Here is a 12,047-nt window from a genome sequence, read left to right on the forward strand (position 1 = left end):
ATTTAAAAAGCACGTGATAATACCTAAGAGACTATCGCGCTGGGTTAATTACATTAAGCAGGAACAGCGACATCACGCAGGTCAACAACACGTTGAGCCTTACCCTCAGAACGAGGTAACATGCCTTGTGGTAAGACATCTACCTGTACGCTGATACCCACCATCGTTTTTATTTTTTGTTTCAGTTTATTGGCCAATTGCACCACTTCAAGATCATTGATATCACGACGTGACTCAACGTGGATACGTAGAGTGTCTAAGTGGCCGTGCTTGATGATATGAATTTGGTAGTTTGGCAGTAATTTTGATATTTGTAAAATTTGCTCTTCGATCTGCGAGGGGAACACATTGACGCCGCGGATGATCATCATGTCATCGCTACGACCAACGATTTTTTCCATACGGCGCATGGTGCGCACAGAGCCAGGTAATAAGCGGGTCAAATCTCGTGTACGGTAGCGAATGATGGGCATACCCTCTTTAGTAATGGTGGTAAACACGAGTTCGCCGAGCTCGCCGTCTGGTAGTACTTCCCCAGTCTGAGGGTTGATGATTTCTGGGTAAAAGTGGTCTTCCCAAATGGTGGCGCCGTCTTTAGATTCTAAGCATTCCATAGCGACACCTGGGCCCATGACTTCTGACAGGCCATAGATATCCAGCGCATCAATACCCAAGCGCGCTTCGATCTCTTGGCGCATGGCATTCGTCCACGGTTCCGCGCCAAAAATACCCGTTTTCACCGAGCAGTCTTTGGCCGTTCCAAATTTTCTCTCTAACGCTTCAATAATGTTTAGGCAGTACGAGGGAGTCACCATTAAGGCGGTTGGTTTAAAGTCATGGACGAGCTGGGCTTGGCGCTCCGTTTGACCACCTGACATGGGAATGACCGTTGCCCCCAAGCGTTCAACACCATAGTGAGCACCCAATCCGCCAGTAAAAAGGCCGTAACCGTAGGATACTTGAATGGTGTCTTTGCTGGACAGGCCAGCGGCACGCAGTGAGCGCGCGACCACATCTGACCACGTCACGATATCTTGCTTGGTATAACCAACCACGGTAGGTTGGCCCGTCGTCCCTGATGAGGCATGCACACGGATGATCTGTTCTTGGGGCACGCTAAACATCCCGAACGGGTAGTTGGCGCGCAAGTCTGACTTGGTGGTAAATGGGAATTTGGCCAAATCTTCCAAGGATTGGCAGTCCTCTGGGTGAACGCCAATTTGGTCAAATTTCTTTTTGTAGACAGGACTATTGTCGTAAGCGTGTTTGAGGGTTGCTTTCAAACGCTGCAACTGTACGCTACGTAATTCGTCTACCGACGCGGTTTCGATGTGTTCCATAACATTATGATTCATATAAGACTCCTTGTCGTAGTCATCCTGACTACATTTCCAATTAAAAATTCCGTTAACGCTTCGCTCAGATACTTTCTATCACCATTGCCACGCCTTGACCCACGCCCACACACATGGTGCATAACGCATACTTGCCGTTACGACGTTTTAGCTCTTTCATCGCGGTGATGACCAAACGTGTCCCACTCATGCCGAGCGGATGACCGAGTGCAATGGCGCCACCATTGGGGTTGATACGGGCGTCATCATCGGCAAGACCCAATTCGCGAATCACGGCAAGCGACTGCGCGGCGAAGGCTTCGTTCAGCTCGATAACCTCCATCTGCGCTAATGTGAGTCCCGTTTGCTTAAGCACCTTAAGTACCGCAGGCACAGGGCCGATACCCATATAGCGTGGCTCGACACCCGCACTCGCCATACCCACAATACGTGCTTGCGGCGTTAAATCATGTGCCTGACCAAAGTCCTCGCTACCCATCAGCACACAAGCCGCACCATCATTGATGCCTGATGCGTTACCCGCGGTTACTGAGCCGCCTTCTTTGCGAAAGGGCGTTCTCAAACCAGCGAGGGCTTCCAAGCTGGTATCTGCGCGTGGGTGCTCGTCTTGCTCCACCATCACGCTGCCTTTTTTTGTTTTGACTTCAACGGGTAAGATTTCTTCAGTGAAGATACCTGCCTGCTGGGCAGCGGCGGTTTTTTGTTGGCTGCGTAGTGCGAATAGATCTTGGTCTTCGCGGCTGATCTGGTATTTGTCAGCCACGTTTTCGGCCGTTTCTGGCATGCTATCGACACCATGCGCGGCTCTCATTAATGGATTAATAAAGCGCCAACCGATAGCGGTATCAAAAATTTCTGGGGCGCGGTGAAAGGCGCTGGTCGGCTTTGATTGGACATAGGGTGCGCGGCTCATACTCTCGACACCACCAGCCAAAACAAACTCGGCCTCACCTGTTTTGACCAAGCGTGAGGCAATACCAATCGCGTCCATACCAGAGGCACAAAGACGGTTAACGGTGATGGCAGGCACGCTATCAGGTAAGCCTGCCAGTAACGTTGCCATACGCGCGACGTTGCGGTTGTCCTCGCCAGCTTGGTTGGCACAGCCAATCACCACTTCATCGACGGTATCCCATGGCAAGCTTGGATGTTCAGCTTTTAGATGTTGAATGGGCAAAGCCGCCAAATCGTCCGTACGCACACTGCTTAGACTACCAGCATAGCGCCCGATTGGGGTACGAATAGCGTCATAAATATATACTTGTTGCATCATAATTTCCCTTTACAATAAACCAATTAAGCGTAAGCGCTCGCTGCGCGATAGGTGGCGGCTTTTTTGATCAGATATAGGCTGGCGCGATAACGCTCTTCCCCATAAAGACGCTGTAAGTTATTCAGCGTGCTCAGCACGGTGTCATAGCCAAGCAGCGCTGCCCATTCAAACGGCCCTTTGGGGTAATTCACGCCGTACTTCATGGCCGCGTCGATGTCTGCTTCAGAGGCGATGTCATGTAACACCGCTTCACAGCCTTCATTGATGAGCATGGCAATGGTACGTAACACATAAAGACCAGGATGGTCAGCAGTCCAAATAACACTTACGCCAAGACGGGCAAAGACTTGTGCTACTAGCGCGCGCTCGTTATCATCACAGGTCATAGCCGCCGCCAATACGACCGCGCGCGCTTGTGTCCACTCGGCCTGCCAGTCCATCAGCATGACTTTGGCATCACCATGATCAATCTCCACCGATTCACCCAGTGATAAACGGATGCTGATTTCACCGATTTCGATAATGCTCTCATCTGCCGCTTCAAGGCGCACCGTAAGACCATCTGCCGCTTGTAAGCGCTCAACCAAACCGTTGGCATACTGCCACTCACCACGCACGATAATGGTGGGCATCTCTTTATCGTTCATGTCATCATTTACGTCATCTTTTACATTGATGCTTGGCAGTGTATAGACAGGAGCTTTTGGTGTTTGGCTATGGTCATAGAACCCTTGACCAGATTTACGACCAAAGCACCCTGCATCGACCAATTCTTGTTGCACCAATGAGGGACGGTAACGTGGCTCATAAAAGAATGCTTGATAGACGCTTTGGGTCACTGAAAAGTTGACATCTTGACCGATTAAGTCAGTCAGCTCGCATGGCCCCATAGCAAAACCACCGACTTCGCGCATGATAAAGTCAAGCTGCGCAGGCGTGGTCGCGTTTTCTTGCAGGGCGCGAAAGCCTTCGGCGTAGTATGGACGCGCCACACGATTGACAATAAAGCCTGGGGTAGATTTGGCGGTGACGGGTACTTTTTTCCAAGTGCGCATCAAGTCAAACAATCCCTCGGTAATCTCAGGCGCGGTGCGTAAACCGCGCACAATCTCCACAAGCTTCATTACTGGGGCGGGGTTAAAGAAGTGTAAACCCACCACACGCTCAGGGTTGGGTACTGCGGCGGCAATCGCGGTGATCGATATAGACGACGTGTTGGAGGCAAAAATAGTATCATTGGCACAAATATCCGCCAGTTGGATAAAGAGCTGCTGCTTGATGTCTTGACGCTCAACAATCGCCTCAACGACCATCTGCACCGCTGCCAGCTCATTGATATCGGTGACAATCGATAGATTCGCTAGGGTGCTATCAAGTAGCGTTTGCGTCATCTTGCCTTTTTCGACCCGTTTGGCAAGTAGGCTTTCTAATCCTGCTAAGGCGGCTTGGCTTTTGGCAGCATCCACGTCAAACAGATAGGTCGTGTGACCATGCATGGCAGCCAGCTGGGCGATTCCAATCCCCATCGTGCCTGCCCCAATAACGGCAATGGCGGCTGTTGATAAATCCCTCGTTTCCATAATTAACGTCCTTGGTAAGTTGGGGTGCGTTTTTGCATAAAGGCTTGGACACCTTCTTTATAGTCAGCTGAGCGCCCAGCAAGTCGCTGTAAGTCCCGCTCTAAGATCAGCTGATCTTCTAAGCTGTTGTCCGCAGATACGTTGATGGCTTTTTTAATCAGGCTTAGGCCATAAGTCGGCTGGCTGGCTAAGTGTTCAGCCAAGGTAACAGCTTCGCTACGCAGCGCGTCATCTTCGAACACCTGCCAAATCATGCCCCACGCCAGCGCTTGCTCCGCCGATAGCTTATCGCCCAGCATGGCTAAGCCCATCGCGCGGGCGCGGCCGACAACGCGAGGTAAAAACCATGTGCCGCCTGAATCGGGTACCAGCCCAAGACGGCAAAACGCTTGGATAAATGAGGCGGATTTAGCCGCCAAGACCAAGTCGCAGGCTAAGGCGATGTTCGCGCCCGCACCCGCCGCCACGCCATTGACCGCACAGATGACGGGCTTTGGCATCGTTGTAATCAGTTTAATCAGAGGGTTGTAATAAGTCTCGATGGATAGCCCCAAGTCTGGCGAATCGGCATTCGGGTCAACCACGCGATCACCCAAATCTTGACCGGCACAAAAGCCGCGACCTTCAGCCGAGAGCACCACAGCACGAATGCTGCTGTCCTTTGACCATGCTTTGAGCACGCTGGACACTTCTTTGTGCATGGCTTCATTAAAGCTGTTCAGCTGTTTTGGGCGGTTTAAGGTCAGATAGCCGACCGCATTTTTTTCTTCGACGAGAATCGTTTGGTAGTCCATTACACACCTCTAAAGCTGGGTTGACGTTTTTCTAAAAAGGCACGGATGCCTTCTTCGCGATCTTGAGTAGCAGCCAGCCAAACAAACAGCTGGCGCTCTTGCTTGAGGCCTTGACTTAGGCTCACTTCATGGATGCTTTTGAGTGACTGTTTGATGGCGCGAATGGCCAAAGGGGCTTGTTTGGCGATGTTGGCTGCCAGCTCGATGGTGTACTGTACGGTAAGCTCGGTTGGACAGATTTGGGTGGTAATGCCATGTTGCTGGGCGCTTGATGCACTGATGCGCTCACCTGTCATCGCCCAACGCATGGCAAGCTGCTGACCGACTAGGCGAGCAAGACGCTGTGTCCCCCCTGCCCCTGGTAGCATACCCAAGCCAATCTCAGGCAGCGCAAATTGGGCGTTTTCACCCGTGACCACGATGTCACCATGCAACACCAACTCAAAACCTGCACCGAGGGCATAGCCATTGACGGCCATTAATAGCGGCTTGCTAAACTCATCAATGCGCTTCCATAAGGTTGGGCGGATATCGGTTTGCAAGCTGATGGTATCAAGCTCAATCAGCTCGTTAAGATCGGCACCCGCAGCGAAGCATTGAGTATTGCCAGTGATGACGACCGCTTTTATGCTGGTATCAGCGTCATAGGCTTGCAGCTGCGTGGCAATCTCTTGCAACGTGGCGTTGTTTAAGGCGTTGCGTTTTTCTGGGCGATTGAGCTCAATCAGTGCAACGCCTGCTTTTGGGCTGGAGGTTTTAATGTAATTCATCCCTGAATCCTAATAAAAACAATGAAATAAGAGGTTTTTCTAAACCCTACTGTGGACATACAAACGACAGACAATTTACTGGCGTCTTGCCATCACGCATCAAAGCTCAAGCGTACGTTGGGTGATACAGGTAAGGACTGGCAGCTGAGCACGTAACCTTTGTCCAACTCTTCTTGCTCAAGGCTATAGTTAACCGCCATGTTGACCTCACCGTCTATCACCTTACATTTACAAGTGGCACACACCCCGCCTTTACAGGCATAGGGTAAGTCGGCACCCGCATTTAATGCTGCCTCTAAAATACTGTCATCTTGTTTTGACACTTCAATGATCAGCTCACGACCATCCAAAATGATGTTGACGCGCTCTTCGCTACGTTTTTCGATTTGCTGGGCGGTTGGTTTGTTGACCGTCCCCGTATGGAAACGCTCGGTATGAATGTTCTTGCGATCGATACCAAGCTTTGGCAAGACGGTCTCAACGGCTTCCATCATCTCTTCTGGGCCACAGGCAAAGCAGTGATCCACATCAGCGCTGATCAATTGCGCATCAAACAGCTGTTGTAATTTGTCCGCATCGATACGACCATTAAACAAGTCGCTCTCACTCAGTTCACGTGAGAAAATATTGACCAGTTGTAGGCGCGTTCTGAAACGGTCTTTAAGGTCCATGATTTGCTCAGAAAACATGGTTTGTTGCCATGAGCGATTGCCGTAGACCAAGGTGAAATTGGCGTCTGGCTGGGTGCTTAACACCGTTTTGACGATGGATAAAATGGGGGTGATACCACTACCCGCCGCAAAGCTTAAATAGTTTTGACCACCAGCTTTCGCAGCTTTTTGAAAGAAGACGCCTTGAGGCGGCATGACTTCTAGGGTCTGTCCTACTTTAAGGTGCTCGTTCGCCCACGTAGAGAACTGACCTTGGTCAATCTTCTTGATGGCGATGCTCATGTCTTCTTGCACATCACTACAGATGGAGTAGCAACGACGGATTTCGCCCTTGTCGGTCATATGACGGATGGTCAAATGTTGGCCCGGCTGGTACTCAAAGGTTTCCGCAATTTCTGGCGTGACGTCAAAGGCAATGCAAATCGCTTGCTCCGTCTGTGGTTGGATAGCTTTGATGGTGAGTGGTAAAAATTGACTCATGCGAAACTCCTTTTTGCATGTTGCTTAGCGTGCATGTTGCTTAACATACTAATTAATTGGTGAGCTGACCGTAGGTGCCATCTTGCGACTGCCCTTGTCTCAAATACATTAGATACATTTAAAATAATCAAACGGCTCAAGGCAGTCGAGGCACTTATACAAGGCCTTGCACGCCGTCGACCCAAATTCGCTAATGATTTCGGTTTGTTGACTGCGACAGTGGGGGCAAGTCACCCCGCCTGTGAGCGGCATATGGCTACCACAGCTGTGCGCATCCCCTTGCGGCGGTGCAATGCCATAGTCTTGCAGCTTTTGTTTCCCTGCCTCACTCATCCAGTCGGTCGTCCACGCTTCAGACAAGTCAACCACTACCTTGACAGGGGTAAGCCCGCGCTCGGTAAACGTGCTTGTAATCTCGTCTTTTAGCATATCGGTTGCTGGGCAGCCGCTATAGGTAGGGGTTAGACGCACCACGATTTCGTTATCGGCGTTGATGTCAACGCCTCGAATCATGCCTAAATCAAGCACGGTCAGAACGGGTACTTCTGGATCATGAACCTGACTCAGGGCTTGCCAGCAGGCATCGGTGGCTTGTGGAATTAACTGCATACGTTGACTCCCTGTCTTGTATGTTTATTACCAATTCATATTGGGGTAAGTGCGCTGCATGTACTGCATTTCTGCCAAGATATAACCCAAGTGCTCGGTATGCGCGCCTTGCTTGGCACCGCGGCGGTATGCGCCATTTTCAGGTAAGGTTAAGTCCAAACGTGCCAATTCGCTTTCAACCTGCGCTGACCATTTATCCTTTAAAATATCCAGCTTTGGCAAGACCCCACTATCCACCAAGGCTTGTTCGTCAGCGGTCAGCTCAAACAATTCAGCGGTAAAGCGCCATAAATTGTCCAGCGCTTGTTGCGTTTTGTGGTGTGCCTCATCAGTGCCGAGGCTTAAGCGCTCCATCCACGCATTAGAGAAACGTAAGTGATATTTTGCTTCTTTTAATGATTTCACACCAAAGGCGGCGATATCTGCATGGCTGCTTTGGCTTAACGCGTCCAGTAGCAAGATATGGTAATGATCCATCAGCCACTGACGTACCATCGTTTGGGCAAAATCCACATTGGGCTGCTCACACAGCAATAGGTTGCGATATTCCCGTTCGGTACGAAAAAACGCCAGCTTGTCTTCATCACGGCCCAAGTCTTCGATTTGACCTGCCAGACTGAGCACCGTGCGTGCTTGACCCAATAAGTCCAAACCAATATTGGATAAGGCAATATCCAACTCAAGCTCAGGGGCGTGTCCGCACCACTCCGACAAGCGGTGCGAGAGAATCAGCTGGCTATCACCAACGTGAAGTAAAAACTGTGTTAATGCTTGGTTATTCATCGACTGTCTCCTCCCTTAAATATGTTCAAAACCGTCTGGAATGTCATAAAAGGTAGGATGACGATATACCTTGTCGAGTGATGGCTCAAAAAACTCTGCTTTTTCCTCAGGTTGCGATGAGGTAATCAGCTCTGACTTCACCACCCAAATGCTTATCCCTTCGTTACGACGGGTGTAGACATCACGCGCGTTTTGTAGGGCGATTTCGTCATCTGGCGCACGCAAGCTGCCAACATGACGATGACTTAACCCTTGTTTGCTGCGGATAAACACTTCATAAAGTGACCAGTTATTTTTGCTTTCCATAGCGAATATTCCTTCCTTTAAACAATATTAAACCAAACAGTATTAAGCGACTTTTTGAGTCGTGGCTTGTTGTTTTTGTTTCTGCGCGTAGACCGCCGCAGAGTCACGAACCCATTTGCCCTCTTCCCACGCTTTACGGCGCGCTTCGATACGCTCATGGTTACACGGGCCTTTACCTGCGATCACGGCAAAGAATTCATCCCAGTTGATTTCACCGAACTCATAGTTGCCCGTTTCTTCGTTAAACGTTAAGTCTTTATCAGGAACGGTCAGGCCAAGCTCCAACACCTGTGGCACGGTGTTATTTACAAACTTTTGGCGCAGCTCATCGTTACTAAACAGCTTAATTTTCCACTTCATGCTCGCCGCACTGTTGGGGGAATTGTCATCATTTGGACCAAACATCATCAGCGCAGGCCACCAAAAGCGATCAACGGCATCTTGTGCCAGCGCTTTTTGTTCAGGTGTGCCATTTGCTAAGGCCATCATGGCTTCAAAACCTTGGCGTTGGTGGAAGCTTTCTTCTTTACAGATACGCACCATTGCGCGTGCGTAGGGACCGTACGATGTGCGGCACAGTGCCACTTGGTTTACGATGGCCGCACCGTCAACCAACCAGCCGATAGCAGCGATGTCCGCCCACGTTAAAGTTGGGTAATTAAAGATTGAGGAGTATTTCATCTTGCCGGCAATCAGCTTGTCCATCATATCGTCACGATCTGCGCCTAGGGTTTCAGCGGCGCTATATAGGTAGAGTCCATGGCCTGCTTCATCTTGAACTTTCGCTAACAACACGGCTTTACGCTTGAGGGTTGGTGCACGCGTAATCCAGTTACCCTCAGGCAACATACCAACGACTTCTGAATGCCCATGCTGCCCGATCTGGCGAATGAGCGTTTTACGATACGCCTCTGGCATCCAATCCTTTGGCTCAATTGAAATGTCCTTTTCAACCTTGCTATCAAACAATGCTACTTTCGTGGCTACTTGTGTATTCATGTGACACCTCGTCCTTAAAGAATGTTCGTTCTATATAATATAAAGCGATACCTATTTAAAATCAAATATTATTTTAACGTATCACTTTATTTCTTAGGCCGATTAATATCTAAGTATTTGTTTTTTATAATTATTTAAGATAAATTATTTTAAATAAATTCTTATATTCTGTAGACACGCTTGACTTTTTAGCGATTTAACGACAAATTATGATATGTTTTATCATAACTTTTTCATAAACACGTATCGTAAATGGAGTTACTACATGTCAGATATCAAAACGTTAAGCTCACTCGTCCTCGGCAAAGCCTATATTGCCGAAAGCGAGTTTCGCACCGTACACCACGCCATCACTGGCGAGCCCATTTATCAAGTCAGTAGCGCTGGTATCGACACCAAAGCGGTGGTTGACTACGCCAAAGAATACGGCTCAGCGCTTGCCAACTGGACATTCCACGAGCGCGCCAATGCCTTAAAAGGGGTCGCACAATACCTGATGCAACGTAAAGAAGACTTTTATGCGTTAGCCACGGCAACGGGTGCGACGCGCAAAGACGCTTGGGTCGATATTGAAGGGGGTTTCGGTACTTTATTTGCTTATTCAAGCCTTGTGCGCCGTGAACTCAGCGATGAGACGGTCTTGATTGAAGACGCTTGGATTCCGCTGTCCAAACAGGGTACGTTCGGCGCGAAGCACATCCTAAGCCCAAAGTTGGGCGTGGCGGTGCATATTGATGCGTTTAACTTCCCTATCTGGGGGATGTTAGAAAAAATCGCCCCGACGCTATTGGCTGGTGTCCCTTGTATCGTCAAGCCTGCCACCGAAGGCGCTGAGATGACGCATGCCGTGGTTGCAGCGATTCATGACAGCGGCCTGTTGCCAGAGGGGTCATTGCAGCTGATATGTGGTCAAACCTATGACTTGTTTGATCATCTAAACGCCCAAGACACCATCACCTTTACCGGTTCTGCGGTAACGGGGCAAAAACTGCGCGCCCATCCTCACTTAAATGCCAATTCAATCCCTTTCACCATGGAAGCCGATTCAGTGAACAGCGCGGTTTTGAGCCCAGACGCCAACGATGAAACGATCGATTTGTTTGTCCTCGAAGTTTTCCGCGAAGTGACGACCAAAGCGGGACAAAAATGTACCGCCATTCGTCGCGCTTTTGTCCCTGCCGCCTTGCTAGAAACCGCGCAGACTCGCCTGATTAAAAAACTACAAAAAGTTGTGGTCGGTGACCCAAACCGCGAAGAGGTGACCATGGGTGCTTTAGCAAGCGTGAAGCAAAAACGTGACGTCACCGAAAAAGTGACCGAGCTTAGCCAAGAAGCTGACGTGGTATTTGGCAGTCACTTACGGGAAGACTTTATCCTACACGTAGATGACGCAGAAAAATCAGCCTGTTATCCGCCAACGGTGTTGGTCTGTCATCAGCCAACACAGGCGCAAAACATCCATCGCATTGAAGCATTTGGCCCCGTGGTCACCCTCATGCCCTACAACGACCTCGGTGAACTCAGTACCCTTGTCGCCCGTGGTGAAGGCAGCTTGGTGGCCTCTATCGTGCGCAATGCAGACGAAAACATCGAAGCCTTATTGAAAAAAATTGCCCCTTGGCATGGCCGTGTCCATATCCTAGATAGCGAAAGCGCTCGTGAAAGTACGGGTCACGGTTCACCATTACCCTTGCTGGTACATGGTGGCCCAGGCCGTGCGGGCGGCGGCGAAGAGCTCGGTGGTCTGCGCGCCGTCAAACACTACATGCAGCGTACCGCACTGCAAGGCTCCCCCAATGCCATTACCCAAGTCAGTCACAGCTGGACAGCAGGGGCGGACGTGTTCGAAGACCGCGTCCATCCGTTCAAAAAATCATTCGATGAGCTGCGTATTGGTGAGCGTCTATTGACCGCACGTCGCACGGTGACTGAGGCAGATATCGTCAACTTTGGCTGCTTAAGTGGCGACCATTTCTACGCGCATATGGACAAAATCGCGGCGGCAGATTCGTTCTTTGGCGAGCGCGTGGCCCATGGTTACTTTATCGTATCAGCAGCCGCTGGCTTGTTTGTCGACGCGGCAGCTGGCCCTGTTATCGCAAACTATGGCATGGATAACCTACGCTTCGTTGAGCCTGTCAAGATTGGTGACACCATTCAAGTGGAGTTAACTTGTAAACAAAAGACACCAAAGGCACAACGCGACCCAGAAGAAAAAGCGCATGGTGTGGTGGTATGGGACATCAAAGTGAAGAACCAGCGTGACGAATTGGTCGCCACGTATGACATCTTAACCTTAGTTGAGCGTCAGGCTTGATGCCCATATAAATTTGCCAAAAGGGAGTCGTCATGACTCCTTTTTTTTCGACGAAAGTAAACTTTTTTGATAAAACATGTTGACGTTAGATTGTAGAATGGCTAAATTAT

At 49.8% G+C, this 12,047-nt stretch carries 11 protein-coding genes; 1 reads left to right on the forward strand and 10 read right to left on the reverse strand.

All coding sequences use genetic code 11. The features are described from left to right. Window positions 1-53: 53 nt before the first annotated feature. From paaK to paaA, 10 genes are all read right to left on the reverse strand, one after another. Window positions 54-1,355: a phenylacetate--CoA ligase PaaK gene (gene paaK, locus JMX07_RS04590; protein WP_201606619.1), complete on the reverse strand. Its 1,302-nt coding sequence runs from the start codon at window positions 1,353-1,355 to the stop codon at window positions 54-56. A 64-nt stretch (window positions 1,356-1,419) separates the two neighbouring features. Then, complete coding sequence (pcaF, locus tag JMX07_RS04595; RefSeq protein WP_201606719.1) at window positions 1,420-2,625, reverse strand: 3-oxoadipyl-CoA thiolase; 1,206 nt, start codon at window positions 2,623-2,625, stop codon at window positions 1,420-1,422. A gap of 26 nt (window positions 2,626-2,651) precedes the next feature. Then, the gene (locus tag JMX07_RS04600; protein WP_201606620.1) at window positions 2,652-4,208 is read right to left on the reverse strand and encodes a 3-hydroxyacyl-CoA dehydrogenase; all 1,557 of its coding nucleotides are present in this window, start codon (window positions 4,206-4,208) and stop codon (window positions 2,652-2,654) included. A gap of 2 nt (window positions 4,209-4,210) precedes the next feature. Beyond that, a complete protein-coding gene (gene paaG / locus JMX07_RS04605) occupies window positions 4,211-5,002 on the reverse strand; it encodes a 2-(1,2-epoxy-1,2-dihydrophenyl)acetyl-CoA isomerase PaaG (protein WP_201606621.1) in 792 nt (263 codons plus the stop codon). Further along, the gene (locus tag JMX07_RS04610) at window positions 5,002-5,772 is read right to left on the reverse strand and encodes an enoyl-CoA hydratase-related protein (RefSeq protein WP_201606622.1); all 771 of its coding nucleotides are present in this window, start codon (window positions 5,770-5,772) and stop codon (window positions 5,002-5,004) included. Before JMX07_RS04610 ends, paaG begins: the two co-directional genes overlap by 1 nt. A gap of 92 nt (window positions 5,773-5,864) precedes the next feature. Continuing rightward, on the reverse strand, window positions 5,865-6,923 hold the full coding sequence (paaE, locus tag JMX07_RS04615) for a 1,2-phenylacetyl-CoA epoxidase subunit PaaE (protein ID WP_201606625.1): 1,059 nt from the start codon (window positions 6,921-6,923) through the stop codon (window positions 5,865-5,867). 108 nt (window positions 6,924-7,031) lie between these two features. After that, window positions 7,032-7,532, reverse strand: a complete 501-nt coding sequence (paaD, locus tag JMX07_RS04620; protein ID WP_201606627.1) for a 1,2-phenylacetyl-CoA epoxidase subunit PaaD — start codon at window positions 7,530-7,532, stop codon at window positions 7,032-7,034. Between the two features lie 27 nt (window positions 7,533-7,559). Further along, the gene (gene paaC, locus JMX07_RS04625; RefSeq protein WP_201606629.1) at window positions 7,560-8,315 is read right to left on the reverse strand and encodes a 1,2-phenylacetyl-CoA epoxidase subunit PaaC; all 756 of its coding nucleotides are present in this window, start codon (window positions 8,313-8,315) and stop codon (window positions 7,560-7,562) included. A gap of 15 nt (window positions 8,316-8,330) precedes the next feature. Further along, window positions 8,331-8,621 carry a 1,2-phenylacetyl-CoA epoxidase subunit PaaB gene (gene paaB / locus JMX07_RS04630; RefSeq protein ID WP_201606631.1) on the reverse strand — a complete coding sequence of 97 codons (291 nt, stop codon included), beginning with the start codon at window positions 8,619-8,621 and terminating at the stop codon, window positions 8,331-8,333. Window positions 8,622-8,663: 42 nt separating this feature from the next. Further along, the gene (paaA, locus tag JMX07_RS04635) at window positions 8,664-9,620 is read right to left on the reverse strand and encodes a 1,2-phenylacetyl-CoA epoxidase subunit PaaA (RefSeq protein ID WP_201606632.1); all 957 of its coding nucleotides are present in this window, start codon (window positions 9,618-9,620) and stop codon (window positions 8,664-8,666) included. A gap of 265 nt (window positions 9,621-9,885) precedes the next feature. Between paaA and paaZ the strand changes: the two genes are divergently transcribed. Next, a complete protein-coding gene (gene paaZ, locus JMX07_RS04640; protein WP_227684624.1) occupies window positions 9,886-11,937 on the forward strand; it encodes a phenylacetic acid degradation bifunctional protein PaaZ in 2,052 nt (683 codons plus the stop codon). The last annotated feature ends 110 nt before the right edge of the window (window positions 11,938-12,047 follow it).

It is taken from the genome of Psychrobacter immobilis (assembly GCF_904846235.1).
GTDB classification, from domain to species: domain Bacteria; phylum Pseudomonadota; class Gammaproteobacteria; order Pseudomonadales; family Moraxellaceae; genus Psychrobacter; species Psychrobacter immobilis_C.

Excerpts from the sequence above, each read along its gene's own strand:
- paaG (WP_201606621.1), bottom strand. The coding sequence starts at position 5,002 with ATGGACTACCAAACGATTCTCGTCGAAGAAAAAAATGCGGTCGGCTAT.
- paaE (WP_201606625.1), bottom strand. The coding sequence starts at position 6,923 with ATGAGTCAATTTTTACCACTCACCATCAAAGCTATCCAACCACAGACG.
- paaZ (WP_227684624.1), top strand. The coding sequence starts at position 9,886 with ATGTCAGATATCAAAACGTTAAGCTCACTCGTCCTCGGCAAAGCCTAT.
- JMX07_RS04610 (WP_201606622.1), bottom strand. The coding sequence starts at position 5,772 with ATGAATTACATTAAAACCTCCAGCCCAAAAGCAGGCGTTGCACTGATT.
- paaA (WP_201606632.1), bottom strand. The coding sequence starts at position 9,620 with ATGAATACACAAGTAGCCACGAAAGTAGCATTGTTTGATAGCAAGGTT.
- paaC (WP_201606629.1), bottom strand. The coding sequence starts at position 8,315 with ATGAATAACCAAGCATTAACACAGTTTTTACTTCACGTTGGTGATAGC.
- JMX07_RS04600 (WP_201606620.1), bottom strand. The coding sequence starts at position 4,208 with ATGGAAACGAGGGATTTATCAACAGCCGCCATTGCCGTTATTGGGGCA.
- paaK (WP_201606619.1), bottom strand. The coding sequence starts at position 1,355 with ATGAATCATAATGTTATGGAACACATCGAAACCGCGTCGGTAGACGAA.
- paaD (WP_201606627.1), bottom strand. The coding sequence starts at position 7,532 with ATGCAGTTAATTCCACAAGCCACCGATGCCTGCTGGCAAGCCCTGAGT.
- pcaF (WP_201606719.1), bottom strand. The coding sequence starts at position 2,625 with ATGCAACAAGTATATATTTATGACGCTATTCGTACCCCAATCGGGCGC.
- paaB (WP_201606631.1), bottom strand. The coding sequence starts at position 8,621 with ATGGAAAGCAAAAATAACTGGTCACTTTATGAAGTGTTTATCCGCAGC.